The following is a 24378-nucleotide window of genomic DNA, read 5'->3' on the forward strand; positions in this document are numbered from 1 at the left end:
CTGGTGGCCGATCATTCCAGGGAGACATTGCTTGAGAAGACGAACCCGGCTGCTGTTGACGCTGGTGGCCCTGCTGACACTCGCCTCCACGGGTTTGTTGTGGTTGCAGTCGGAGCGGGCCCGAAGCGTGCAGCGGGAGCAGATGCTTGAACAGGCTGCGCAGCGCAGCCTGCAACTGGCCGACGCCATGGCCAACCAGGTGGACGCCCTGGTGAGCGTGCTGGACCAGGAGCTGATCGGCCTGCGGCGTGAATGGATGCGCAACCCCATGCACTTCGACGCCGAAGTGCAGGCGGTGCTGACGGCACTGCCTCGGCAGTTCGTCTCGCACGTCTCGCTGATCGACGCGCAGGGTTACATGGTCTACAACAGCCGTGGCGTGATCGATCGGATGTACCTCGGCGACCGCGATCATTTTCAGACTCTGCAGCGCTCCGGGCGCGATGACCTGTACATCGGCAAACCGGTGCAGTCCAAGCTGGTCGATGACTGGGTCTTTGTGATCAGCCGCCCCCTGATGCTCGAGGGCCGATTCGGCGGCACCCTGCAGTTCCTCGTGTCCACTGAGTTTGTGGCCCGGCGTCTGGCCGCGCTGCAACTCGAATCCAGCGACGTCGTCAGCCTGATTCACCGAGATGGATGGTTCATGGCCCGTAGTCTGGACAACTCGAACGCCATGGGCAACCAGGTGCCGGCAGACAGACCCTTTCTCACTGCCCAAGCCGACATCGACCGCGGCATCTTCCGGGTCCCCGGGCGCATCGATGGAACGCAGCGCACGTACGGCTGGCGTCGTCTGGCGGGGAGCGACCTCATCGTGGGTGTCGGCCTGGAGGAGGCGTCGATTCTGGCCCCGCTGGAAACCGGCTTTGGCAGCGCCCGCGCCCTCACGGGACTGCTGGCGCTCCTGCTGTTGTTGTGCGGGGGGCTCATCGTGTGGCTGCTGCTGCGAGCAGAGCACGCCCAGGATGCCCTCAAGAACAGCGAGGCTCGCTTGAAGGAAGCCCAGCGGCTCGCTCACCTCGGCAGCTGGCAGGTGGACCTGAACAACGAGCGGGTCACATGGTCCGATGAGGTCTTTCGCATTCTCGACGTCGATCCTGCCACGCACGCTGCGTCGTTCAAGCATTTCATCGAGGTCGTGCACCCGGACGATCAGGTGTTCGTCAAGGAGGCCTATCGGCTCTCCGTCAGCACTCGAAAGCCGTACGACTTTACCCACCGATTGCTCATGCGGGATGGTCAAGTGAAGCACGTGCGCGAGGTCGGCTTCACCCAGTTTGAAGGCGAACGCCCCACGCGCAGCGTAGGCACGTTGCAGGACATCACCGAAGTGCACCTGGCCGAAGAGGCCCTGCGCAAACTCAACGAGGAGCTGGAGGCGCGTGTGGCCGGTCGCACGCGCGAGCTCTCCCTGCTCAACCGCGAACTCGAAGCCTTCGCCTACAGCGTCTCGCACGACCTGCGCACGCCGCTTCGCACCATCGACGGTTTCGCGCGCGTCATCGAAGAAGACGACGGCGACAAGCTCAGCCCGCAGGGTCGCGGCCACCTGCGGCGCATCATCGCGGCCGTGCACCGCATGGGCCGTCTCACGTCAGACCTGCTCGCGCTGGCGCAGGTCAGCCGCGCCGAACTGCGCCTGGAGCCCGTGGACTTGAGCGCCATGGCGCGCACGGTGGCCGATGAACTGGCCCGCAGCGATGCCGACCGCACCGTCGACTGGCGCATCGAGGACGACCTGCAGGTGACGGCGGACCCCGGCCTGATGCGGGTGGTGATGGAGAACCTGCTGGGCAACGCGTGGAAGTACACCGGCCAGACCCCACATGCGCGCATCGAGTTCAGGCGCAGCCCGCATGCAAGGGCCGACGGCGCACCGGAATTCTGCGTGCGCGACAACGGCGCGGGCTTTGACATGACCTACGCCGCGCAGCTCTTCGAACCCTTCAAGCGATTGCATCGCCCACAGGAATTCGAAGGTTCGGGCGTGGGCCTGGCCACCGTGCACCGCGTGATCGAACGCCACGGCGGTCATGTGCGCGGCGAGGGCACGGTGGGGCAGGGTGCGGCCTTCTACTTCAGTGTGGCCGCACCCGGCCGTTGAGGCTCACCTCAGGTCGTAGCGGTCCAGGTTCATCACCTTGGTCCAGGCGGCGGCAAAGTCACGCACGAAGTCCGCCTGGGCATCGCTGGCGGCATAGACCTCAGCCAGGGCGCGCAGCACCGAGTTCGATCCGAACACCAGGTCCACCGGGGTCGCTGTCCACTTCAGGTCGCCATTCTTGCGGTCACGCCCTTCCAGCACGCCCGGTGTGCTGGCGGACTTCTGCCACACCGTGCGCATTTCCAGCAGGTTCACGAAGAAGTCGTTGGTCAGCGTGCCGGGGCGGGCTGTGAACACGCCATGCGCAGTTTGGCCGGCATTGGCATTCAACGCGCGCAGGCCACCCACGAGCACGGTCATTTCCGGCGCGGTCAGCGTCAGCAGGTTGGCCTTGTCGAGCAGGCGCTCGGCCACCGAGCCTTCGAGACCTGCCTTGGCGAAGTTGCGGAAACCGTCGGTGGTCGGCTCCATCACGGCAAAAGCTTCCACGTCGGTCTGTTCCTGCGACGCATCGGTGCGCCCGGGCGAGAACGGCACGGTCACGCTGTGGCCCGCCTTCTTCGCCGCCGCTTCCACGGCGGCAGAACCGGCCAGCACGATCAGGTCGGCCAGCGAGATCTTCTTGCCGCCCGATTGCGCGCCGTTGAATTCCTTCTGGATGGCTTCCAGTTTCTGCAGCACCCGGGCCAGTTCGGCCGGCTGGTTCACTTCCCAGTCTTTCTGCGGTGCGAGGCGGATGCGCGCACCATTGGCGCCGCCGCGCTTGTCAGAGCCCCGGAAGGTGGAGGCCGAGGCCCACGCCGTGATCACGAGTTGCGAAACCGACAGGCCCGAGGCCAGCACCTTGGTCTTGAGCGCAGCCACGTCGGCCTCGTTCACCAGGGCATGGTCCACGGCGGGCACCGGATCCTGCCAGATCAGTTCTTCCTTCGGCACCAGCGGGCCGAGGTAGCGCGAGAGCGGCCCCATGTCGCGGTGCGTGAGCTTGAACCAGGCGCGTGCGAACGCGTCGGCGAACTCCTGCGGGTTCTGGTGGAAGTGGCGCGAGATCTTCTCGTAGGCCGGGTCCATGCGCAGGGCCATGTCGGCCGTGGTCATCATGGGCGCGTGGCGCTTCGAAGGGTCGTGCGCGTCGGGCACCAGCGTGGCGGCGGCTGGGTCTTTCGGCTTCCACTGGTGGGCGCCGGCCGGGCTCTTCGTCAGTTCCCATTCGTGGCCGAACAAGGTGTCGAAGAAACTCATGTCCCACTTCGTCGGCGTGGGCGTCCAGGCGCCCTCGATGCCGCTGGTGATGGTGTTCACGCCGTGGCCCGCACCGAAGCTGTTCTTCCAGCCCAGGCCTTGTTCTTCCAGCGTGGCGCCTTCGGGCTCCTTGCCCATGTACTGGCCCGGGTCACCCGCGCCGTGGGCTTTGCCGAAAGTGTGGCCGCCGGCCACCAGCGCCACCGTCTCGTAGTCGTCCATGGCCATGCGGGCAAAGGTGTCGCGGATGTCGCGCGCCGAGGCCACCGGATCGGGTTTGCCGTTGGGGCCTTCGGGGTTGACGTAGATCAGGCCCATCTGCACGGCGCCCAGCGGGTTCTCGAGCTCGCGGTCACCGGTGTAGCGTTTGTCGCCCATCCATTCGGATTCCGGGCCCCAGTAGATGTCCTCTGGTTCCCACACATCGGGCCGTCCTCCGGCGAAGCCGAAGGTCTTGAAGCCCATGGATTCCAGCGCCACGTTGCCGGTCAGGATCATCAGGTCGGCCCACGAAAGCTTGCGGCCGTATTTCTGCTTGATCGGCCACAGCAGGCGACGCGCCTTGTCCAGGTTGCCGTTGTCGGGCCAGCTGTTGAGCGGCGCGAAGCGCTGCGTGCCCGAACCCGCGCCGCCACGGCCATCGGCAATGCGGTAGGTGCCGGCGCTGTGCCACGCCATGCGAATGAAAAACGGGCCGTAGTGGCCGTAGTCGGCCGGCCACCAGTCCTGCGAATCCGTCATCAGTGCGCGCAGGTCCTTGATCACCGCGTCCAGGTCCAGCGTCTTGAACTCCGTGGCGTAGTCGAACTCGTCGCCCATCGGGTCGTTCAGCGGCGAATGCTGGTTGAGCAGCTTCACATTGAGCTGGTTGGGCCACCAGGTGGCATTGTTGGAAGCACCGCCGGTGGTATTGCGTGGGGCGCCCGAGAAGGGGCACTTGGCTTCGGTCGACATGGGTTTCTCCATTGGGGTTGTTGTTGATTGACGGGTGAGCAGGCAGTCTAATTTCAGCCGGTCGATCGTTCAACGAAGTTTTCCCAATGACCGCCATAGCCCAGCACAGCGCCCGGCCTTTGCGCGGCAGACCCTGGCTCAGGCAGGGCGAACGAACTTCGCCCGGGCTTTCTCCACCTGTGCCCGAGTCACGCAGCCGGTGGCATGGTCGTTCACCAGGCCCATGGCCTGCATGAAGGCATACACCGTGGTCGGACCGACGAATTTCCAGCCCTTCTTCTTCAGGTCTTTCGACAGGGCCAGCGAGGTGGCCGACGTGGACACGGTCTGTGGCTCACCGAGTGAAGAAGGCTCGGGCTCATGGCGCCAGAAGTAGGCCGCCAGAGAACCCTCTTGCGCAGTGAGCTCCTGCGCCATGCGTGCGTTGTGAATCACCGCCTCGATCTTGCCCCGGTGCCGCACGATGCCCGCATCGTTCAGCAGCCGCTCTACATCGCGCTCGCCGAAGCGGGCCACGCGCTTCGCATCGAATCCATGAAACGCCGCGCGAAAGTTCTCGCGCTTGGCCAGGATGGTGCGCCAGCTCAGGCCCGACTGGAAACCTTCCAGGCACAGCTTCTCGAAAAGACGCTGGTCGTCCTTCACGGGGAAACCCCATTCGGTGTCGTGGTAGTGGAAGAACTCGGGCGCCACCGCACACCAGCGGCAGCGCGGCTGGCCGTCGGGGCCGGGGATGGTGGTGTTGGCCACGTTGAAGGGTTCTGCGGCGTTCAGTCGCGCAGCACGTCGCGGATCGAGGGATCCTTGTCGAACTGCGATTTGGCGAACGGGCAGAGCGCGATCACCTTGGTCTTTGACTCGCGCGCCCAGGCCACCAGCGCGTCCAGCAACTGGCGCCCCACGCCTTGTCCCTTCAGGCTTTCGTCCACCTCGGTGTGGTCGATGACGATCAAGGACTCGTTGACGCGGCTGTAGGTCATTTCGGCCAGGCGCTTGCCCTCGTGCTGGAACACGAACGCGCCCTTCGAGCCTTCTTCCTGCCGTTGAATGGGATGGGTCATGGGGTTTTCTCCAAGGCTACGCCAGCACGTCGCGAATCGAGGCATCGCGATCGAACTGCACTTTCACATACGAACACACGGGAATCACCTTGGTGGCGCTCTCGCGCGCCCAGGCCACCATGGCGTCCTGCAACTGGCGCGCCACGCCCTGGCCACGCAGGCTCGGGTCCACATACGTGTGGTCCACCACCACCAGTGAAGGGTTGGTGCGGGTGTAGGTCATTTCGGCAATGCGCCGGCCATCGCGCTGGATGACGAAAGCGCCGCGCGAAGCGCTTTCCTGGTGCTGGATGGGATGTGTCATGGGCGTCGTTGGTCTGAGGATGGGTCAGGGCTTCGCATTTTCCTGGCCGATCTTTTGCCGCGATATCTTGACCGGTGCTCCGCCGAAGCGCCGCCGCATACGATGTGTCGCCACGCCAGCGTCCATTGCCTGCACATGCTCCGGCAGCCACTCGCGCAACTGCGTGGCGAGGCGCCGTACAAGCGAATCCTTGGCTTCCGTCGGCGTCCCTTCCTGCAACAACACTTCGCGCACTTCGTCCAGCGACCTCAGCACGGCCGCATGCTCATCGAGGTGGCATTGTGTGTTGCCATCCTGCATGGTGTGCAATTCGAGGTCCTCCACCGCGAAGTGCTCTGCCGCATGGGCACGCAGTGCTTCGAGCGAGGGAACGGCGCCGCCGGAAGGCGCTTTCAGAAGTTGGTCGGCGAGGTGCAGCAGACGCGCGTGGTCTTCGTCCAGTACGGGATCGCCGAGATTCAGGGAGGAAGTCATGCTCTATATTGTTGCCGACATCCCATCAAACGTCCTCCAATGCCCAACAAGCCCGCTACCGCCTCGATCCCTTCCCGCGCATTCGAGGATATATGTCGCGGCATCCGCGCCCAGATTGCATCGGGTGACTTGCTGCCAGGGGACAAGCTGCCAGCGGAGCGCGAACTGGCCGAGCAGCTCGGCGTAGGCCGCAATGCCGTGCGCGAAGCCTTACGAAGTCTGGAGAACGGCGGCGTGGTTGAACTGCGCAAGGGACGAGGAGGCGGCGCGTTTATCCTGCCGACCAACGCACGGCGGATCACACACGCGATGCAGGAACTGCACGACATTGGTTCCTACACGCTGGAAGAGCTCACCGAAGCCCGAATTCTGATGGTGGAGCAGATGGTGCGGCTTTCGTGCGAGCGGGCGACGGACGACGACTTCTCCGCACTTCAGAAGAATGTGGATGAGCTCGAGCAACTGACCAAAGCCAATGAAATGGCGAAGCGGCAAGAACGGGTGGTGGGCTTTTATCACCTGCTCGCAGCTGCGACGCGCAACCGGGTGCTGATGCTCCTGGACTCCTCGCTGATTGATCTCATCAGCGTCTTCGTCGAGCGCGCATGGCAAGACGGAAACCCGCAACTCACCACGCTGGTGGCCTCGCGTCGGCGTGTCCTCAAGCACATGCGGGCCAGAGACGCCGACAAGGCCGTGGCGGAACTGAGCCGTCAACTGCTTGACCTGCACCAGACGCTCTCGCGCGTCCTGGCGGGCAAGACCGAGGTCAAACCGCTGCCACGAAAAACACGCTCGCGGGCGTAGCCCACACGCACCTTAGGGGTTTGAAGCATCTGCTTTATTGGTGCTACCATTTGCGACATCGATTTGGTAGCACCAATAAGGAGACATCATGGAAGAGGCCGCGATGGCGGGGCTGATCGTGGACGATCGCGAAAAAAATCTGTTTCGCGTCGACCGTCAGGTCTTCACCGACAAGGGGCTGTTCGAGCAGGAGCGCCAAAAGATATTCGACCGCTGCTGGCTGTACGCAGGGCACGAGTCGGAACTGGCCAAGCCTGACGACTTCGTCACGCGTCAAGTCGGCGGCAGGCCCCTGCTGTTGACTCGCGACCAGAAGGGCGGCGTCAATGCTTTCATCAACGCCTGCCCTCACCGCGGCAACATGGTGGTCCGCGAAAAAAGCGGCAACAGCCGAAACTTCACCTGCTTCTATCACGCGTGGAGCTTCGACACTGCAGGCGCACTGATCGGCGTGCCAGGCGAGGACGCTTACTCCGAATCGTTCCACCGCAAGGATCACGGCCTGGCTCGCGTCCCGCGTTTCGAAAGCTATCGCGGCCTGCTATTCGTCTGCTATGACGCCAATTGCGTCGATCTGGTCACGTACTTTGGAGACGAGGCGCGCGAGCAGATCGACCACGTCATCGACTCGGCTGCTGCCGATGTCGAGGTGGTGCAAGGTGCGCAGAACTACAGCATGCGCGCCAACTGGAAGCTGTTGGTGGAGAACAGCATCGACGGCTACCACGGCCTGCCGACTCACCAGCGCTTCTTTCGCAAGTACCTCAGCGATCTGGGCTTGCAGAGCAATGTGACCTCACTCGGCAGCACAGACAGCCGCGGGCGCAGCCTTGGCAATGGGCATGCGGTCACCGAAAAACCCCGCCACATGACCGGTCTCACCGCAGGTGCGGCCAGCGAGCTGGCTGCGCAACGGCAGCTGATCGAACAGAAGCTCGGCAAGGAACGCGCCCACAAGGCGGTCGACTTCGACCGCAACGTCTTCATTTTCCCGAACCTGATCCTGATTTCAACGTGGCGCACCTTGCGCACGTTCTATCCAGTCGCTCCCGACTACATGGAGGTCGATGCATGGGCGCTGATGCCATGCGGCGAAAGCCAGGGGTTGCGCCAGAAGCGACTGGAGAACTTCATTTCCTTCCTGGGGCCGGCTGGCTTCGGGACTCCCGACGACGTATCCGGCCTGGAGGGCTGTCAACGCGGCTTCGCTGGTGGTCGAGAGGCGCGCTGGTCGGACATTTCGCGCGGAATGGCTCGGGAACAACCGGTGGCAACCGACGAGCTGCAGATGCGCGCCTTCTGGCGCCGCTGGCACGCGTTGATGCAAGACCGAACCGAGCCCATCGCCTGTGGTGATCGCGACTGACAAAGGAGACATGTACGTGGATTTGACCGAACGCGAAGTCCAGAACCTGTTGGTGCGAGAAGCGCGCCTGCTGGACGAATGGAAACTCAAGGAGTGGATGGAACTCCTCACGCCTGACGTGCGCAATCTGGTGCCGTCGCTTGATTCGCCTGCATCCGAACCCGAGACAGCATTGTTTCTGGTGTCGGACAACGCGGTGACCTTGCGTTCACGCGTGGAGCAGTTGCTCGGACGCACCGCGTGGGCGGAAAACCCACGCTCGCGCACCCGTCGCCTCGTCACCAACGTCGAAGTCCTGGAGACGACCGGCGATACCGCCCGGATCGGCGCCAACTTCGCCGTCTGGCGATTCCAGCTTGGACAAACAGACGTGTACGTGGGTCGGTATGTCCACATCGTGACACGTGTCGATGGCGAGCTGCGCTTCCGTGAGCGGCGCGCCATCCTCGACATGGAAAGCCTGCGTCCGCACGGCAAGCTCAGTTTCATCCTCTGACCGGATCACCGGCGTCCATCAACCCAGGAGACAAAGACATGAACAAGTACAAAGTGGCACTGCTCGCCGCATCGATGCTGGTCGCGCAAGGCGCGCTGGCCCAGGAATACCCCAGTTCGGCCGTCCGGATCGTCGTTCCGATCGCTGCTGGTGGTGGACTCGATACCGTGACGCGCGCAGTGGCGCAGCGCCTGAGCGAGCGCTGGAAGCAGCCAGTGATCATCGACAATCGTCCCGGCGCCGGCGGCGGTGTGGGTGCGCAGGCGGTGCAGAACGCCAAGCCCGATGGGTACACCTTGCTGGCCGCGCAAGACCAGGTGATGGTGGCGAATCGCTACCTGTACAAGTCACTTCCCTACGATCCCGACAAGGGATTCGCACCCGTGGCGATGATGGTGCAGGCCAACCAGATGTTTCTGGCCACGCCTGAAGTGCCTGCGCAGGACTTGAAGGAACTCGTGGCACTTGCCAAGCAGCAGAAAGGCAAGTTTTCGTACGGCTCGTATGGGTCCGGCAGCACGCCACAGCTCGCCTACGAGTTGCTCAACAAGCGCGAGGGCCTGGACATCCTGCATGTGCCCTACAAGGGCGTGGCCCCGGTGATGGCAGCCATGATGGGCAACGAGATCCCACTGTCTCTGGGCAGCTATGCGGTGGCGGGCAAACTGATCGAAGCCGGGAAACTCAAGCCACTTGCCATCGGAAGTCCGGAGCGCGATCCCAGCATGCCCAACGTCAAGACCACCACGGAACTCGGCATGCCCTGGCTGCAGGTGTCGATCTGGCACAGCCTGTTTGCACCGGCCGGCACGCCACAGGCGGTCGTCGACAAGATCGCTGCCGACGTGCGCGCCATCCTCAAGGAGCCGGACTTTGCCAGGCAGGTGGCCGGCTTCCAGATTCTCGACGGCGGTCCGAAGGAACTCGCGGCGCGCAACCGGGAGGAGACCGCCCGTGCCAAGGAAATGGTGGAAAGCGCCAACATCAAGCCGGAGTAAGCATGCGCTACGAGAAGCTGGGCTACACGGCCCTGAACGTCACCGATGTGGAACGATCGCGCGATTTTTACGAACGCGTGGTCGGTCTGCAGTACAGCGGCACCAGCGAACAGGGCCACGCGTTTCTTCGTTGCAGCCTGGACCATCACAACATTGTCCTGTGCCCCTCGCAAAGACCGGGCCTCAAGCGGATTGGTGTGGAGATGCAGGATGACGCGGCGATCGATGAGCTTGCCGATCGGTTGAAGCACCACGGCGTCCGTCACTACGACGTCCCGCCGGAAGAATGCACCGCCTGGCACCAGGGTCGCACCCTGCGCGTATCGGACCCCACCACGACAACGGTGTTCGAGTTCTACAGCACCATGCGGCAGTTCGGTGGACAGCCCTACGTGCACACTCACACCAAGATCCAGCGCCTTGGTCATGTGGTGATGAAGAGCCCCAACTTCGCGCAGGCCATCAAGTTCTGGACCGACGTGCTCGAGTTCAAGATCTCCGACCGGGTCGGCGATCAGGTTTGCTTCATGCGATTCCATCCCAATCCATACCACCATGGCATCGGGGTCGGGCATGGCGCTGCGCCGCTGCTGCACCACGTCAACTTCATGGTGACGGAGGTCGACGACATCGGCAAAGCGATATCACGCTTCTCGCGCGAGAAGGTCGCCATCGTCAACGGCCCCGGCCGGCATCCGGCGTCCGGCAGCATGTTCCTGTACTTCCTCGACCCCGACGGGATCACCCTGGAATACAGCTTCGGGATGGAGGAGTTCCCGGAGCACGGCTACCGCAAGCCGCGCGTCTTCGAACCCATTCCAGAGTCGTACGACTACTGGCGCAGTTTCCTCGACCCGCGCAAGGCGACGGTGGGCGAGATCGAACAGGACTCCGCACATGACTGAACGGTTCCCCACCATCCCTCTGGAAGCGATGACGCCGCAGCAACGCGCTGTGAACGACGAGATCTGCGCCGGCCCTCGCGGCTCGCTGATCGGTCCGTTCAAGGTGCTGCTGCACGCGCCGGAGCTCGAGAGCCGCATCCATCGCATCGGCGAATACCTGCGCTTCGAGTGCTCGTTGCCCAAGGACGTCATCGAACTCGTCGTGCTGTACACGGCAACTCGCTGGAAGTGCCATTTCGAGTGGGTGATCCATTCGGAAATCGGACGCAAGTACGGCTTGAACGAGACCACCCTCGACGCGCTGCACTCGGGCAGCGAGCCTGAGAACATGACGGAGCAGCAGTCGGCAGCGTGGCACTTCGCGCATGACGTTCACCGCACCGGTGAGGCATCGGACGCTTCGTTCGCAGCGGCGAACCAACTGTTCGGCCGCCAGGGCGTGCTGGAACTGCTGGCGCTCTGCGGCTACTACAGCACGCTGGCCATGATCCTCAACACGGCGCGGTTCATGCCTGAACAGGGCCGCGTGTATCCGGACGCGTAAGGCGCACATCCGTTTCCGATCTGTCAGGAATTCACCCTTGGCCCAACGAAAAGTCATCATCACCTGTGCCGTCACCGGCGCCATTCACACACCATCGATGTCGCCGTATCTGCCGGTGACGCCGCAAGAAATCGTGGATGCCGCACTGGGAGCGGCAGAGGCTGGCGCAGCGATCGTGCACCTGCACGCGCGCGACCCGGTCAACGGAAAGCCCACGCAGGACCCTGCCGTGTTCAGGCAGTTCCTGCCCGAAATCAAGAGACGCAGCGAAGTCGTGGTCAACATCACCACTGGCGGTGCACCCACCATGGGTGTTCAGGAGCGGCTGCAGCCCGCGCTGCAGTTCGCACCCGAAGTGGCGTCTCTCAACATGGGCTCGATGAACTTCGGCCTGTACGAGATGCTCGACCGGTTCAAGGAGTTTCGGCACGATTGGGAGCGTCCTTACCTCAAGAACAGCGATGACCTGATCTTTCGCAACACCTTTCGCGACATCGCCCACATTCTGGAATCGTGCGCCGCCAACGGCACCCGCTTCGAGATTGAATGCTATGACACCGCGCACCTCTACACGGCCGCGCACTTTGTCGACCGCGGGCTGATCAAGGCGCCTTTCCTGATCCAGAGCGTCTTCGGCCTGCGTGGCGGTGTCGGCCCCCATCCCGAAGACGTGATGCACATGCGCCGAACCGCCGACCGCCTGTTTGGCGACGCCTACGTGTGGTCGGTGCTGGGCGCTGGACGAAACCAGATGCCCATTGCGACGCTTTCAGCGGCGATGGGTGGCAACGTGCGGGTGGGGCTCGAAGACTCGCTGTGGGATGGTCCGGGCCGGCTCGCCGAGAGCAACGCGGCGCAGGTCCGGCGCATCAGGGCCGTGCTGGAGGCCTTGTCGCTCGAACCTGCAACGCCGGCCGAGGCCCGCCAGATCCTTGCCCTGAAGGGCCGCGAAGCGGTCAATTTCTAGGCCACACCTCATCCCTACCCGGAGACCCGTATGCAGGCAACCGCCTTTGCATCCCTTCCTTACGCCGTTCCCAACCAATGTCGCCGCTTCGAGGGCCAGGTTGCGATCGTCACCGGCGCGGCACAAGGCCTGGGCCGCGCCATCGCGCACCGTCTTGGCCAGGAAGGCGCCAGTGTCGTCGTGGCAGACATTCAGGGCGAACGCGCCGAGCGCACCGCGAAGCAGCTGTGCGACGAACTGGGTGACCGTTTCGTGTCCTTCGCCGGCGACCTGAGTGAAGCCGGCATCGCCGACCGCATGGCCAGCGAGACGAAGGAACGCTTCGGGCGCATCGATGCCCTGGTGAACAACGCCGCGGCGCTCATCCGGTTGAAGCTGGTGGACATGAGCGAGGAACTGCTGCAGAAGGGCGTGCAGTGGAACGTATGGAACACACTGCGTTGCTCCAAGGCTGTGCTGCCGGTCATGCTCGAACAGAAGTACGGCCGCATCGTGAACATCGGCGGTGAGGCCTGGCGCACCGGCTTTCCCTTTCACACCATCCTGGCCGGCGTAGGCAAGGGCTCGATGGTCGGGCTGACGGCGACGCTCGCTGGTGAAGTGCTGCGCGACGGGATCACCGTCAACTGCGTGTCGCCCGGGGGCATCGAAACCGCCGCCGATGGCGATCCCGATCCGCTTCCTCCTTCTGGCTTTCGTGATCCTTCCTGGAATCCGCCCGAGGTGATGCAGGCCATGGCCGAGGCGGCTAAAGCGCGCGGCCAGGCCGGAGGCATCGGGCGCCTGGCTCACCCGAGCGAGATCGCTGCCGCCGTCGCCTTCTTCGCATCGCGCGAATCGTCGTTCGTTACTGGCCAGCACATTGGTGTGAGCGGTGGCATGGCGATGCTCTGACCTCCCATCTCCACCCTTCATCTTCTTCAGGAGCTATTCATGGCCATCATCCGTTTCGAGAAAAATGGCGCTGCCACACTGGGCGTGCGCTTTGACAATGAAGTCGTCGATCTTTCCGAGATCGCTCCCCACCTGCCCACAGACATGGCGGAGCTGTTGCAGCAAGGCGGCGCCGAGGCCGTGCAGAAGGCGATTGCGCTGGCGAAAGGCTCGAAAAGCCGCATCGCTTACGAGGGACTGAAGTTGCTGCCGCTGGCCATGAAGTCCGTCAAGACCATCTGCCTGGGCCTGAACTACCACGACCACATCAACGAGAACAAGCGCGAGGTGCCGCAATACCCGATGGTGTTCTTCCGTTCAGCCAGCTCCTTCGTCGGCCATGGCCAGCCTCTGGTCGTCCCCAAGGTGTCGGCCATGCTCGACTGGGAGGCCGAACTCGTGGCATTCGTCGGCAAGCGCGCACGCCACGTCAGCGAGGCCGACGCGCTGGACTACATCGCCGGCTATTCCTGCTTCAACGACGGTTCCATCCGCGATTACCAACGCAAGACGGCGCAGTGGACCATCGGCAAGAACTTCGATGGCACGGGTGGCTTCGGTCCCGAATTCATTCCTGCCAGCCAACTGCCCGCAGGCGCCAAGGGCCTGAAGATCGAATGCCGCGTCAACGGCGAGGTCATGCAGAGTGCCAACACCTCCGACATGATCTTCGACGTCGCCCGCACGGTGCACCTGATGTCGGAATGCCTGACGCTGGAACCTGGAGACCTGCTGGTCATGGGCACACCCGGCGGCGTGGGGATCGCACGCAACCCCCCGCTGTTCATGAAGGCCGGCGACGTGTGCGAGATCGAGATCGAAAAGATCGGCATCCTTCGCAATCCGGTCGTCGCTGAATAAATTCGCCGCATTCTGTTTCGAGGCGCCTGTGGCTGAATCCACCATCGACATGCAAGTGACGGCGATCCATGCGGAGACCGAAGACATTCGTCGGTTCGATCTGCAGCGGGTCGACGGAGCGCGTGTGGCCGGCTTTGCGCCGGGTGCGCACATTGACCTCCATCTCGGCCCCGGCCTGATCCGGCAGTACTCGCTCTGCAATGGACCTGACGAGGGCGACCGGTATGTCATCGCCGTCAAGAAAGAGACCGCTTCACGAGGTGGGTCCCTGGCGCTGCACGAGCGGATTCAAGTGGGAGACGTCATACCGGTCACGGGTCCCCGAAACCATTTCCCGTTGGCCGCGGACGCGACCGAGCATCTGTTGCTGGCCGGTGGGATCGGCGTGACACCCTTGCTGTCGATGGCCCGGCACCTGAAGGCTGCGGGCAAGCCCTTCCGCATGAAGTACTTCACCCGTTCGCCAGCGCATACCGCCTTCCATGCCGACCTCGGCGGCAAGGATTGGGCCACCGAAGTCGACTTTCACCATGCCATCGAGCCCGACCGGCTTCGCGACCACCTTCAAGCCCTGTTGTCGCAGCCGCCTGCAGGCGGCCATGTCTACGTGTGCGGACCGCGACCGTTCATGGAGCTGGCGATCGAGGTCGCATCGGCGTTCTATCCGAAGGGCTCCGTGCACTCGGAGTACTTCTCGGCCGACCCCGCAGCCCAGGCCGGATCGAAGAGCGGGTTTCGGTTGCGCTGCGCGCGCAGCGAAAAGGAGCTCGACGTTGAAGACGGCGAGTCCATGCTGGACGTGCTGTCGCGCAATGGCATACAAGTCGAGGTCATGTGCGAGCAAGGTGTCTGCGGCACCTGCCTCACAGGCGTTCTGCAAGGACGCCCCGACCATCGAGACAGTTTCCTCACCGACGACGAGCGCGCCGCCAACGACAGGATTCTGGTCTGCTGCTCGCGCTCGCTGGACCCATTGCTGGTCCTCGATCTCTGAAACGACGCCATCCATGTCCGAATCCCCGTACGTCCGTTTCTCCTGCGGCTGCGTCGATATCCACACCCATGTGGTTCCGCAGCAGTTTCCGAAGTACATGGGCCGGCATCCGGATGCGCGCTGGCCCGTGATGGCGCCGGCCAAACCGTGCCACCAGCACGTGATGCTCGGGGGCGCTGTGTACCGCACGGTCTCGCACCAGGCGTGGGACCTGGAGGTGCGTCTCGCCGACATGGAGCGCATGAACGTCGAACGGCAGGTGCTGTCGCCAATGCCGGAGCTCTTGTCTTACTGGCTGACGGGGGAAGACGGCGCGGCGATGTGCCGGTTCCTCAACGAGACGATCGCTGCAATGGTGCAGTCGGCTCCTGGTCGTTTCAGCGGGCTGGCGGCCGTGCCCATGCAGGACCCGCAACTCGCCATCGATGAGTTGCACTTCTCCATCCGCGAGCTGGGGCTGGCGGGCGTCGAGATCGGTAGCAATATCAACGGCACGCCGATAGGCGACCCGCTGTTTCTTCCGTTTTTTCAGGCATGCGAGAAGTTGGGCGCTGCCGTGTTCGTGCATCCGCTGCGTCCCGCAGGCCTGGATCGCATCGTTGGCAAGCCGAACTACGAACAGGTCGTGGCATTCCCGGGCGAAATCGGGCTGGCCGCGATCTCCATGATGACCGGCGGAACACTGGCTGCCGTGCCTGGGCTGCGTATCGCGTTCAGCCACGGGGGTGGTTCGCTGCAGGTGCAGGTACCCCGCCTGCAGAAGGCTTGGGAGGTCTTGCCTGCGGTTCGCGAGGCGATGGCAGAAGCGCCTCGCGAAGCCGCCAAACGCATGTTCTACGACGACCTCCTGTACGACGCCACCGCCATCGCAGCGCTGGTGAGGCTTGCGGGCCCTTCACAGGTGATGGTGGGAACGGACTACCCGTTCACCATCATGGACTCGGAGCCTGCGCAACGCGTTGAGTCGATAGAGCTGGACGAAGCCGTGCGAGAAGCGTTGCGACACACCAACGCGCGCCGTTGGCTCGGGTTGCCGCCGGCTGACTAGTGTGCGTGGGCTCTCTTGCGCGAGGCGCGCGTGGCGCCTTCTGCCGGCAGCGACACCGTATCAAAGAACGCCTTGACCATGCGCATCGTGCGGCGCTCGGCGAGGCACACCACGTGCGCGTAGGTGAAGATGTCCGAGTCGCTGATGCCCACCATGTGCAGGCCTGGGCCGGGCACGAATTCCACCGCCGACACGGCGGCGATGCCGATGCCCTGCGCCACCGCCTCGCGGATCACCTCGCGGCTGCTGATCTCCATCACCACCTCGGCTTCCACGCCGGCCTTCTGCAGGGCCAGTTCCAGTGCCTTGCGGGTGGTGGAGCCGTGTTCGCGCAGGATCATGCGTTCGCCCTGAAGCTCGGCCAGCCGGATGCTGCGGCGCCGTGCGAAGCGGTGCGATGTGGAGGTGAAGATACCCACCGGGTGGCGGCTGAAAGGCACCGAGAGGAAGCGGTCGTCCTTCACCAGTTGCGCGAGCACGCCCACGTCGGCGCGGTAGTCGAGCAGGCGGTCCAGTACGTCCTGCGAGTTGCCGGTGCTCACGCTGACCTTGATGTCGGGGTAGTGCTGGCTGAAGTCCGCCAGCATCTGCGTGACGTGAAACGGACCCACCGCTGCCACGCGCAGGAGACCGGTGCGCAGTTCGCCCGCATCGCCCAGCAGGCTCACCGCATCGGCTTCCAGGCTGAAGATCTGCTGCGCGAGCTGCATGAGCTGTTCACCCAGCTGCGTGAGCTGCACGCGCCTGCCGCTGCGGTGGAACAGCTCCACCTTGTAAGCCTCTTCCAGAAAGCGCACCTGCGTGGTGATGGTGGGCTGGCTCACGTGCAGATGCTCCGCCGCCTTCGTGAAGCTGCCCATGCGGGCCACGGCATAGAACGATCGGAGCTGGGTGAGTCGCATAGAAAAAATGAATGGAAGTTCGGAAATCTTTGAATTGGTCGAATTGTGAATGCGGTGGTTTACTGTGTCCAGAGCGGTGCAGGAGTCAGAAGAACCACCGTCCGCTCGTGGATTTTCATCGTTGTCACAGGCGCGTCATGTCCGGCGGAAAAACTCCAAGCCGGGCAATTCCGCCCAGCCAAAGATGGAGAAATTTCATGACAGTACAACGCACTGGAGACAAGCTCATGATGAATCGCAGAAAGGTGCTGATGGGCACCGCCGCCGCCGTGGCCGGCTCGCTGACCTTCCCGGTCCGCGCGCAGCAAGTCCTCACCGTGGGGCTCATCCCCTCCGAAGACTCCCGCGCCATGATCGCCAACAGTCAGAAGATGATGGACATGCTCTCGAACGCGCTGGGCATGCCCGTGAAGCCGTTCGTGGCGGCCGACTACAACGGCGTCATCGAGGCCCTGCGCTCCAAGCGCCTGGACGTGGCCTACCTCGGTCCGTTCTCGTATGTGCTGGGCGCCACCATCGCACCCATCGAGGCCTTTGCCGTGGCGGAGACCAAGAAGGCCGGGCGCACCTTCTATCACAGCCAGGTCATTGCCCACAAGGACAGCGGCATCAAGACGGTGGCCGACCTGAAAGGCAAGACCTTCGCCTTCGTCGACCCCAGTTCCACCTCGGGCCACCTATTCCCCAAGGCCGGCCTGATGAAGGCGGGCTTCGACACCGACAAGGATTTCGGTCGCGTCATCTTCTCCGGCTCGCACGACTCCAGCGCCATCGCCGTGCAGAACAAGAAGATCGATGCCGCCGCGATTGCCGACCGCATTCTCGACGCCGCCATTGCCAAGGGCCTGGCCAAGCGCGAAGACCTGGTCGAGGTTTGGAAGTCGGACCCGATCCCCGAGTCGCCCACCGTGTGGCGCACCGACCTGCCGGCCGACCTGAAGAAGCGCGTGCAGGCCGCCTTCCTGCAGGTGAAGGACATTCCCTGGTCCGATCAGGGTCTGCTCAACGGTTTCCACCCCACCAACGACGCCGCCTACAACGTGATCCGCGACACGGCCAAGCTGCTCAATCTCGATCTGAGGAAGATGAAATGATCGAGATCCGCAACCTGACCAAGCGCTACGGCGACTTCGTCGCGCTGCACGACGTGAGCCTGACCGTGGCCAAGGGGGAGTTTGTCGTCATCCTGGGTGCATCGGGCGCGGGCAAGTCCACGCTGCTGCGGTGCATCAACCACCTGGCCGAGCCCTCGGCCGGCGAGATCCGGGTGGACGGCGAGCTCTCGCGGGGCGACCGCTCCGGGTTGCGGAAGGTCCGTCGCGACGTGGCCATGATCTTCCAGCACTACAACGTGGTGCCGCGTCTCTCGGTGCTGAAGAATGTGCTCACCGGTCGCCTCGGTTCCATGCCGGCGCTGCTCTCGTGGTTCCAGCTCTTTCCGCGCAAGGACATCGAGGCCGCGCACGAGTGCCTGCGCCGCGTGGAGCTGGAGCACAAGGCCGACGTGCGCACCGACACACTGTCGGGCGGGCAGAAGCAGCGCGTGGGCATTGCCCGCGCCCTCGCGCAGCACCCCAAGGTGATCCTGGCCGACGAACCCGTGGCCAGCCTCGACCCCAAAACCTCGCGCAAGGTGCTGCGCTACCTGCAGCAGGCCAGCCGCGAGTCCGGCATCACCGTCATCTGCAACCTGCACCAGGTCGACTACGCCGTGGAGTTCGGCCAACGGATCATTGGCGTGGCCGCCGGCCGCGTCGTGTTCGAAGGTCGGCCCGATGAACTGACTGAAGAAGTGCTGCAGCGCATCTACCCCGGCGGGCTGGAAAGCCCAGCCGTGGCCGCGCCTGAAGCGGCGGCTGCTTTCGCGCCAGCGTCCCCGCAGGCTGTTGCAGCACACGCTGCCCCCCAACTGGCTCTGGAGCAATCATGATCGGCATCGGACGCTACAACCTTCTCGTGGGCAAGAGCGGCGGCAACGACGGCTGGTGGAAGTACGCCGCCAGTGCGGTGGTGCTGTTCGGCGTGGTCTGGTGGGCCGCCATCGGCAGCCAGGTCAGCTTCAGCGAACTCGCCAAGGGTGCGCCCTGGATCGGTGATTTCCTCTCGCGCATGTTTCCGCCCAACTGGGAGTTCGCCAGCAAGCTGGTGAAGCCCGCCATCGAAACGGTGCAGATCGCCATCTGGGGCACGCTGCTGGCCATCGTGCTGGCGGTGCCCATGTGTTTCCTGGCGGCGCGCAACATCTCGCCCAACATCGCGGTGTTCCACTTCATGCGGCAGGTGCTCAACATCATGCGCGGCATCAACGAGATCATCCTCGCGCTGATCTTCGTGGCCGCGGTGGGCCTGGGTCCATTTCCCGGTGTGCTGGCCCTCGCGCTGCACGGTGCCGGCATGCTGGGCAAGTTCTTCGCCGAGTCCATCGAAGACATCGACCAGGGCCCCATCGAGGCGCTGCGCTCCACTGGCGCCGGGCCGATCCAGATCATCATCTTCGGCGTGCTGCCGCAGGTGGTCACCGCGTGGATCGCCGTCATCCTCTACCGCTTCGAGACCAACCTGCGCCAGGCCACCGTGCTGGGCATGGTGGGCGCGGGCGGCATCGGCTTTGAACTGGTGGGCAGCATGAAGCTGTTCCAGTACCAGGACACGGCCACCTGCATTCTGGTGATCGTGGCCATGGTCATGACCGCCGACTACGTTTCCAGCAAGCTGCGCGCCTGGATCCAACAAGGAGCTCGTTGATATGGCACCGGACAATTTCAAGCTCAAGGTCAACGACCGCGAGTACAGCAAGCCCACCCAGCCGGTGGTGGTGGTGTGCGTCGATGGCTGCGAGCCCGACTACATCACCCAGGCCATCCAGGCTGGCGTGGCGCCCTTCATGCAGAAGATGCTGGCCAAGGGCACTTCGCTGGTGGGCGATTGCGTGGTGCCCAGCTTCACCAACCCGAACAACCTGTCCATCGTGACCGGTGCCCCGCCTTCGGTGCACGGCATCTGCGGCAACTACTTCCTGGACATGAGCGTGGGCAAGGAAGTGATGATGAACGACCCCGCCTACCTGCGCGCCGAAACCCTGCTGGCCGCGTTCTCCCGCGCCGGGGCCAGCGTGGCCGTGGTCACGGCCAAGGACAAGCTGCGCACCCTGCTGGGCCACCAGCTCCAGGGCGGCATCTGTTTCTCTGCCGAGAAGGCCGACAAGGCCACCGTGGCCGACAGCGGCATCGACCACGTGCTCGAACTCGTTGGCAAGCCCGTGCCTTCGGTGTACAGCGCCGACCTCAGCGAGTTCGTGTTTGCCGCTGGCGTGAAGCTGCTGGAAACGCGCCGCCCGGACATCATGTACCTCTCCACCACCGACTACGTGCAGCACAAGTGCGCACCGGGCACGCAAGGCGCGAACGATTTCTACGCCATGATGGACGGCTACCTGGCGCAGCTCGACGCGCTGGGTGCGGTGATCGCGCTCACCGCCGACCACGGCATGAGCCCCAAGACCGACGCCGCCGGCCAGCCCCGCGTGGTGTACCTGCAGGAGGTGATGGACGCCACTGCTGGTGGCGACGGCAGCCGCGTGATCCTGCCCATCACCGACCCCTACGTGGTGCACCACGGCGCGCTCGGTTCGTTTGCCACCGTGTACCTGGCCAAGGGCACGAACCCCCGCGCTGTGGCCAGCGCCCTCATGGCGCACGATGGCATCGAAGCGGTGCTCACGCGCGAGGAAGCGGCCGAGCGCTTCGAACTCCCGCCCGACCGCATTGGCGATCTGGTGGTGGTTTCCGACCACCTCACGGTGCTGGGCACGCGCGCATCGGAGCACGACCTGAGCGGCCTCACCGTGCCCCTGCGCTCGCACGGCGGCTTGTCCGAACAGAAAGTGCCGCTGCTGTTCAACCGCCAGCTCAAAGGCCTGATCCCGGGGCGCCGGCTGCGCAACTTCGACATCTTCGACCTGGCGCTCAACCACGCCGTGACGACGACGACCGCCTAGAGGCCTTCCATGACCGCGAACTACTTCAACCCCGTGCAGAGCGTGTACGGGCCGGGAGCCCTGTTGTCCCTGCCGACGCTGCTGGCCGGCCGCAAGGCCGCGCTGGTGACGTTTCCCGAGGCGCGGCAACTCGGCCTGGTGGCGCGCGTCGAAGGCGTGCTGGGCGCGCAACTGGCCTGCGTGATCGACCAGGTGCTGCCCAACCCCGACGTGGCCGAACTCGCGCACACCTATGAAGCCTTCTGGCGCGACCACGCCGACGTGGAAGTGATCCTGGCCGTGGGCGGCGGCAGCGCCATCGACACCGCCAAGGCGCTGATGGTCGGCACGGCCAGTGGCGGGTTCCAGGAACTCATCGACCTGCTGGCCACCGGGGCGGCCTTTGCACCGCACGCCACCAAGACATTGATTGCCGTGCCCACCACCGCCGGCACCGGCAGCGAAGTGACACCCTGGGCCACCATCTGGGACCGGGGCCGGCAGAAGAAGTATTCGCTGCACCTGCCGCAGACCTGGCCCAGCGTGGCCTTGATCGACCCCGAACTCATGCTCTCGCTGCCGGCGTCCGTCACGCTGCAGAGCGGGCTCGATGCACTCTCGCACGCGCTCGAATCGATCTGGAACGTCAACGCCAACCCGATGTCGGACACGCTGGCCATGTCCGCCGTGCAGGACATCCTGGACGTGCTGCCCCGCCTCATGCGCGATCTGGGCAACCTGGACTTGCGCGGGCGCATGGCGCTGGCCGCGCTCAAGGCCGGCATGGCCTTCTCCAACACCAAGACCGCGCTGGCGCATTCCATCTCTTATGAAATGACGCTGCGCTACGGCATTCCGCACGGCATTGCGTGTTCGTTCCCGCTGCCCATGGTGCTGGAGCGCGCCATCGGCCACCGCGCCGACCGCGACGCCGTGCTCACCCAGGCCCTGGGCCCGTCGCTGGCGGATGCACCAGCGCGTCTGGCGCGCTTCATCGAAAACCTGGGCGTGAAGACGCGCTTCAGCGACTACGGCGTGAGCGACGAAGAAGCCGAACAGATGGTGCTGCATGCCCAGGGTGGCGCGCGCGGCAAGAACTTCATTGGAAACACCGCCGAGGAGATCCTGGCATGAACGCACGCAACCCCCTGCGCGACAGCGAGCACTTTCGCGCCGAAGCGCTGCGCATCGGCGGCGAGCGCCTCACCCGCGACCGCAACCTCGACGTGATCAACCCCTTCAGCCGCGAGCGCGTGGGCACCGTGCCGCTGGCCTCTCTGGACGATGTGAAGCGCGCCTACCGCATCGGCCACGCCTACCAGGCCACGCTCACGCGCTACGAGCGCTCCAGCATCCTGCAGAAGGCCTCCGCCCTGCTGCGCGCGCGCGCCGAAGAAGCGTCCACCCTCATCACGCTCGAATCGGGTTTGTGCAAGAAGGATTCGATGTACGAGATCGGCCGCGTGGCCGACGTGATGGTGTTCGGCGCCAACGAAGCACTGCGCGACGACGGGCAGGTGTTCAGCTGCGACCTCACGCCGCACGGCAAGAAGCGCAAGGTCATCACCATGCGCGAGCCGCTGCAAGGTGTGATCACCGCCATCACCCCGTTCAACCACCCCATGAACCAGGTGGCGCACAAGGTGGTGCCCAGCATCGCCACCAACAACCGCATGGTGCTCAAGCCTTCGGAGAAAGTGCCGCTCTCGGCCTATTTCCTGGCCGACATCCTGTACGAAGCCGGCCTGCCGCCCGAGATGTTCCAGGTGATCACGGGCGACCCGCGCGAGATTGCCGATGAAATGCTGACCAACGAACACGTCGACCTCATCACCTTCACCGGTGGCGTGCCCATTGGAAAATACATCGCGCAGAAGGCCGGCTACCGCCGCATCGTGCTGGAACTCGGCGGCAACGACCCGCTGATCGTGATGGAAGACGCCGACCTCGACAAGGCTTCCGACCTGGCGGTGCAGGGCTCTTACAAGAACTCCGGGCAGCGCTGCACCGCCGTGAAGCGCATGCTGGTGCACGAGGCGGTGGCTGCCGATTTCACCGAGCTCGTGGTGGAAAAAACCCGCCGCTGGAAACACGGCGACCCCATGGACGGGAACATGGACATGGGCACCGTGATCGACGCGCAGGCCGCGGCCCGCTTCGAGGAACTGGTGAACGAAGCCGTGAGCCAGGGCGCCCGCCTGCTCACCGGCAACCAGCGCGACGGCGCGCTGTATTCCCCCACCGTGCTCGACCGCGTGCGGCCCGAGATGACCCTGGTGCGCGAAGAAACCTTCGGCCCCGTCTCGCCCATCGTCACGTTCAAGAACATCGACGAAGCCATCGCCATCTCCAACGGCACCGCATACGGCCTCTCATCCGGCATCTGCACCAACCGCATGGACTACGCCACCCGCTTCGCGCACGAGCTGAAGGTGGGCACCGTGAACCTGTGGGAAGTGCCCGGCTACCGCATCGAACTCACGCCCTTCGGCGGCATCAAGGATTCGGGTCTGGGCTACAAGGAAGGCGTGCAGGAAGCCATGAAGTCGTTCTGCAACGGGAAGACGTTCACGTTGCCCTGGTAGTGCCGAAGGCTCGCCGTTTCACGGCGCTGGCGGCTTGTTCCGAAGCTTGAATCTTTCGGGATCAATCGGCCGCATGACCTTGATGTACTGCGACTCCGCATCACGCGGCGATGCGGGCGCCGCCCGCTTGCGTTGCCAGGTCTTGCCTGTGGGCCGGGGCACGTCTGGGAAGGTCCAGTTCTTGCGCACCGAGCAGTCCGTCTGCCATGGCAGCGGGCTCACGCCCAGTTCCAGCTGCAGGCGCTCGTCCAGCACCTGCGTGTGTTCGTCCACTTCCGAGAACAGCGCTCGCAGGCCGCTGCGCAGGCCACTGTAGGGGTGTTGCGCGGGGCGCTGCTGCAGGCGCTGGAGCGCGACCTCGTGCAGCTTGTGGCTCGTCATGTCTTTGGCCACCGTGGGCGCGGTGGGAAGGCGGCGCAGCACCTGGCGCATGCCGATGCCCGTGGCCAGGAATTTCCCGTTCGCTTCGTGGTGGATGTCCCAAAGCGGGGCCAGGTTCGGCGCGCGCGCCGGGTTCAGATCCACCAGCAAGCCCAGTTGTGCGGCCTCGCAGACCATCCAGTCCAGCGCCAGGTTGGACAAGGTGCGCTCGTGGGCGGGGTAGCTGCCGCCCACATCCGAATGCGCGCCGGGGAACCACACCTGCTGCAGCGATTGATAGCCGTGGCACTTGTCGGCGAACAGCAGCGGCTCGAAAGGTTCGCGCACCTCATGCAGGGCGAGGGCGTGGCGCACGTTGGCCACGTAGTCGGGCACGCGCGTGTCGTGGAAGGTCGTGTGTTGATTCATTTCCAAAGCTGGGCCATTTCGGGACGCTTTCACGTTGAAATCTGAGCCACGTTGCCGCTCTATCC

25 protein-coding genes are annotated in these 24378 nt (G+C 64.3%); 18 read left to right on the forward strand and 7 right to left on the reverse strand.

The window, feature by feature from the left end; genetic code table 11:
* Positions 1–31 precede the first annotated feature (31 nt).
* Positions 32–2107 carry a sensor histidine kinase gene (locus tag ACTIF6_RS23895; protein ID WP_439590250.1) on the forward strand — a complete coding sequence of 692 codons (2076 nt, stop codon included), beginning with the start codon at positions 32–34 and terminating at the stop codon, positions 2105–2107.
* Between the two features lie 3 nt (positions 2108–2110).
* Here ACTIF6_RS23895 and katG read toward each other — a convergent pair whose 3' ends face one another.
* From katG to ACTIF6_RS23920, 5 genes are all read right to left on the reverse strand, one after another.
* Positions 2111–4303, reverse strand: a complete 2193-nt coding sequence (katG, locus tag ACTIF6_RS23900; RefSeq protein ID WP_439590251.1) for a catalase/peroxidase HPI — start codon at positions 4301–4303, stop codon at positions 2111–2113.
* A 138-nt stretch (positions 4304–4441) separates the two neighbouring features.
* Positions 4442–5053, reverse strand: a complete 612-nt coding sequence (locus tag ACTIF6_RS23905; RefSeq protein WP_439590252.1) for a DNA-3-methyladenine glycosylase I — start codon at positions 5051–5053, stop codon at positions 4442–4444.
* 20 nt (positions 5054–5073) lie between these two features.
* On the reverse strand, positions 5074–5364 hold the full coding sequence (locus ACTIF6_RS23910; RefSeq protein WP_439590253.1) for a GNAT family N-acetyltransferase: 291 nt from the start codon (positions 5362–5364) through the stop codon (positions 5074–5076).
* Positions 5365–5380: 16 nt separating this feature from the next.
* The gene (locus ACTIF6_RS23915; protein ID WP_439590254.1) at positions 5381–5668 is read right to left on the reverse strand and encodes a GNAT family N-acetyltransferase; all 288 of its coding nucleotides are present in this window, start codon (positions 5666–5668) and stop codon (positions 5381–5383) included.
* 24 nt (positions 5669–5692) lie between these two features.
* On the reverse strand, positions 5693–6142 hold the full coding sequence (locus ACTIF6_RS23920; RefSeq protein WP_439590255.1) for a bacteriohemerythrin: 450 nt from the start codon (positions 6140–6142) through the stop codon (positions 5693–5695).
* A gap of 39 nt (positions 6143–6181) precedes the next feature.
* Here ACTIF6_RS23920 and ACTIF6_RS23925 point away from each other — a divergent pair, with 39 nt between their 5' ends.
* From ACTIF6_RS23925 to ACTIF6_RS23975, 11 genes are all read left to right on the forward strand, one after another.
* Positions 6182–6949: a FadR/GntR family transcriptional regulator gene (locus ACTIF6_RS23925; protein ID WP_439590256.1), complete on the forward strand. Its 768-nt coding sequence runs from the start codon at positions 6182–6184 to the stop codon at positions 6947–6949.
* A gap of 88 nt (positions 6950–7037) precedes the next feature.
* Positions 7038–8315 carry an aromatic ring-hydroxylating oxygenase subunit alpha gene (locus ACTIF6_RS23930; RefSeq protein WP_439590257.1) on the forward strand — a complete coding sequence of 426 codons (1278 nt, stop codon included), beginning with the start codon at positions 7038–7040 and terminating at the stop codon, positions 8313–8315.
* A gap of 16 nt (positions 8316–8331) precedes the next feature.
* Positions 8332–8811, forward strand: a complete 480-nt coding sequence (locus ACTIF6_RS23935; protein ID WP_439590258.1) for an aromatic-ring-hydroxylating dioxygenase subunit beta — start codon at positions 8332–8334, stop codon at positions 8809–8811.
* A gap of 38 nt (positions 8812–8849) precedes the next feature.
* Positions 8850–9809 (forward strand): Bug family tripartite tricarboxylate transporter substrate binding protein, encoded by a 960-nt coding sequence (locus ACTIF6_RS23940; protein WP_439590259.1) that lies wholly within the window; start codon positions 8850–8852, stop codon positions 9807–9809.
* Positions 9810–9811: 2 nt separating this feature from the next.
* Positions 9812–10714 carry a VOC family protein gene (locus tag ACTIF6_RS23945; RefSeq protein ID WP_439590260.1) on the forward strand — a complete coding sequence of 301 codons (903 nt, stop codon included), beginning with the start codon at positions 9812–9814 and terminating at the stop codon, positions 10712–10714.
* Positions 10707–11258: a carboxymuconolactone decarboxylase family protein gene (locus ACTIF6_RS23950; RefSeq protein WP_439590261.1), complete on the forward strand. Its 552-nt coding sequence runs from the start codon at positions 10707–10709 to the stop codon at positions 11256–11258. The genes ACTIF6_RS23945 and ACTIF6_RS23950 overlap by 8 nt, the downstream gene beginning before the upstream one ends.
* A gap of 37 nt (positions 11259–11295) precedes the next feature.
* Positions 11296–12225, forward strand: a complete 930-nt coding sequence (locus ACTIF6_RS23955; protein ID WP_439590262.1) for a 3-keto-5-aminohexanoate cleavage protein — start codon at positions 11296–11298, stop codon at positions 12223–12225.
* A 30-nt stretch (positions 12226–12255) separates the two neighbouring features.
* Positions 12256–13119, forward strand: coding sequence for an SDR family NAD(P)-dependent oxidoreductase (locus ACTIF6_RS23960; protein WP_439590263.1), 864 nt, complete (start codon positions 12256–12258; stop codon positions 13117–13119).
* A 39-nt stretch (positions 13120–13158) separates the two neighbouring features.
* Complete coding sequence (locus ACTIF6_RS23965; RefSeq protein WP_439590264.1) at positions 13159–14019, forward strand: fumarylacetoacetate hydrolase family protein; 861 nt, start codon at positions 13159–13161, stop codon at positions 14017–14019.
* 28 nt (positions 14020–14047) lie between these two features.
* A complete protein-coding gene (locus ACTIF6_RS23970; RefSeq protein ID WP_439590265.1) occupies positions 14048–15013 on the forward strand; it encodes a PDR/VanB family oxidoreductase in 966 nt (321 codons plus the stop codon).
* A gap of 13 nt (positions 15014–15026) precedes the next feature.
* The gene (locus ACTIF6_RS23975; RefSeq protein WP_439590266.1) at positions 15027–16061 is read left to right on the forward strand and encodes an amidohydrolase family protein; all 1035 of its coding nucleotides are present in this window, start codon (positions 15027–15029) and stop codon (positions 16059–16061) included.
* Here the strand turns inward: ACTIF6_RS23975 and ACTIF6_RS23980 are convergent.
* Positions 16058–16963, reverse strand: a complete 906-nt coding sequence (locus ACTIF6_RS23980; protein WP_439590267.1) for a LysR substrate-binding domain-containing protein — start codon at positions 16961–16963, stop codon at positions 16058–16060. The genes ACTIF6_RS23975 and ACTIF6_RS23980 overlap by 4 nt on opposite strands.
* 230 nt (positions 16964–17193) lie before the next feature.
* On the opposite strand from ACTIF6_RS23980, the gene phnD reads away from it, so the two are divergent.
* Genes phnD through phnY form a run of 6 tightly spaced genes read left to right on the forward strand, consistent with a single transcriptional unit; the run spans position 17194 to position 23524 of the window.
* Positions 17194–18057 (forward strand): phosphonate ABC transporter substrate-binding protein, encoded by an 864-nt coding sequence (phnD, locus tag ACTIF6_RS23985; RefSeq protein ID WP_439590275.1) that lies wholly within the window; start codon positions 17194–17196, stop codon positions 18055–18057.
* Complete coding sequence (gene phnC, locus ACTIF6_RS23990; protein WP_439590268.1) at positions 18054–18893, forward strand: phosphonate ABC transporter ATP-binding protein; 840 nt, start codon at positions 18054–18056, stop codon at positions 18891–18893. Before phnD ends, phnC begins: the two co-directional genes overlap by 4 nt.
* The gene (phnE, locus tag ACTIF6_RS23995; protein WP_439590269.1) at positions 18890–19708 is read left to right on the forward strand and encodes a phosphonate ABC transporter, permease protein PhnE; all 819 of its coding nucleotides are present in this window, start codon (positions 18890–18892) and stop codon (positions 19706–19708) included. The genes phnC and phnE overlap by 4 nt, the downstream gene beginning before the upstream one ends.
* Position 19709: 1 nt before the next feature.
* Positions 19710–20960 carry a phosphonoacetate hydrolase gene (gene phnA, locus ACTIF6_RS24000; protein ID WP_439590270.1) on the forward strand — a complete coding sequence of 417 codons (1251 nt, stop codon included), beginning with the start codon at positions 19710–19712 and terminating at the stop codon, positions 20958–20960.
* A 9-nt stretch (positions 20961–20969) separates the two neighbouring features.
* Positions 20970–22073, forward strand: coding sequence for an iron-containing alcohol dehydrogenase PsrA (psrA, locus tag ACTIF6_RS24005; protein ID WP_439590271.1), 1104 nt, complete (start codon positions 20970–20972; stop codon positions 22071–22073).
* Complete coding sequence (gene phnY / locus ACTIF6_RS24010) at positions 22070–23524, forward strand: phosphonoacetaldehyde dehydrogenase (protein WP_439590272.1); 1455 nt, start codon at positions 22070–22072, stop codon at positions 23522–23524. The genes psrA and phnY overlap by 4 nt, the downstream gene beginning before the upstream one ends.
* A gap of 18 nt (positions 23525–23542) precedes the next feature.
* On the opposite strand, the gene ACTIF6_RS24015 is transcribed toward phnY, so the two are convergent.
* The gene (locus ACTIF6_RS24015; RefSeq protein WP_439590273.1) at positions 23543–24313 is read right to left on the reverse strand and encodes a phospholipase effector Tle1 domain-containing protein; all 771 of its coding nucleotides are present in this window, start codon (positions 24311–24313) and stop codon (positions 23543–23545) included.
* Positions 24314–24378: the final 65 nt, after the last annotated feature.

This window comes from Hydrogenophaga sp., from assembly GCF_051860785.1.
Lineage (GTDB): Bacteria > Pseudomonadota > Gammaproteobacteria > Burkholderiales > Burkholderiaceae_C > Hydrogenophaga.

Excerpts from the sequence above, each read along its gene's own strand:
- ACTIF6_RS23965 (WP_439590264.1), top strand. The coding sequence starts at position 13,159 with ATGGCCATCATCCGTTTCGAGAAAAATGGCGCTGCCACACTGGGCGTG.
- psrA (WP_439590271.1), top strand. The coding sequence starts at position 20,970 with ATGACCGCGAACTACTTCAACCCCGTGCAGAGCGTGTACGGGCCGGGA.
- phnE (WP_439590269.1), top strand. The coding sequence starts at position 18,890 with ATGATCGGCATCGGACGCTACAACCTTCTCGTGGGCAAGAGCGGCGGC.
- ACTIF6_RS23975 (WP_439590266.1), top strand. The coding sequence starts at position 15,027 with ATGTCCGAATCCCCGTACGTCCGTTTCTCCTGCGGCTGCGTCGATATC.
- phnC (WP_439590268.1), top strand. The coding sequence starts at position 18,054 with ATGATCGAGATCCGCAACCTGACCAAGCGCTACGGCGACTTCGTCGCG.
- ACTIF6_RS23930 (WP_439590257.1), top strand. The coding sequence starts at position 7,038 with ATGGAAGAGGCCGCGATGGCGGGGCTGATCGTGGACGATCGCGAAAAA.
- ACTIF6_RS23915 (WP_439590254.1), bottom strand. The coding sequence starts at position 5,668 with ATGACACATCCCATCCAGCACCAGGAAAGCGCTTCGCGCGGCGCTTTC.
- phnA (WP_439590270.1), top strand. The coding sequence starts at position 19,710 with ATGGCACCGGACAATTTCAAGCTCAAGGTCAACGACCGCGAGTACAGC.
- phnY (WP_439590272.1), top strand. The coding sequence starts at position 22,070 with ATGAACGCACGCAACCCCCTGCGCGACAGCGAGCACTTTCGCGCCGAA.
- ACTIF6_RS23960 (WP_439590263.1), top strand. The coding sequence starts at position 12,256 with ATGCAGGCAACCGCCTTTGCATCCCTTCCTTACGCCGTTCCCAACCAA.
- katG (WP_439590251.1), bottom strand. The coding sequence starts at position 4,303 with ATGTCGACCGAAGCCAAGTGCCCCTTCTCGGGCGCCCCACGCAATACC.
- ACTIF6_RS23980 (WP_439590267.1), bottom strand. The coding sequence starts at position 16,963 with ATGCGACTCACCCAGCTCCGATCGTTCTATGCCGTGGCCCGCATGGGC.
- ACTIF6_RS23950 (WP_439590261.1), top strand. The coding sequence starts at position 10,707 with ATGACTGAACGGTTCCCCACCATCCCTCTGGAAGCGATGACGCCGCAG.
- phnD (WP_439590275.1), top strand. The coding sequence starts at position 17,194 with ATGAATCGCAGAAAGGTGCTGATGGGCACCGCCGCCGCCGTGGCCGGC.
- ACTIF6_RS23945 (WP_439590260.1), top strand. The coding sequence starts at position 9,812 with ATGCGCTACGAGAAGCTGGGCTACACGGCCCTGAACGTCACCGATGTG.
- ACTIF6_RS23910 (WP_439590253.1), bottom strand. The coding sequence starts at position 5,364 with ATGACCCATCCCATTCAACGGCAGGAAGAAGGCTCGAAGGGCGCGTTC.
- ACTIF6_RS23920 (WP_439590255.1), bottom strand. The coding sequence starts at position 6,142 with ATGACTTCCTCCCTGAATCTCGGCGATCCCGTACTGGACGAAGACCAC.
- ACTIF6_RS24015 (WP_439590273.1), bottom strand. The coding sequence starts at position 24,313 with ATGAATCAACACACGACCTTCCACGACACGCGCGTGCCCGACTACGTG.
- ACTIF6_RS23940 (WP_439590259.1), top strand. The coding sequence starts at position 8,850 with ATGAACAAGTACAAAGTGGCACTGCTCGCCGCATCGATGCTGGTCGCG.
- ACTIF6_RS23925 (WP_439590256.1), top strand. The coding sequence starts at position 6,182 with ATGCCCAACAAGCCCGCTACCGCCTCGATCCCTTCCCGCGCATTCGAG.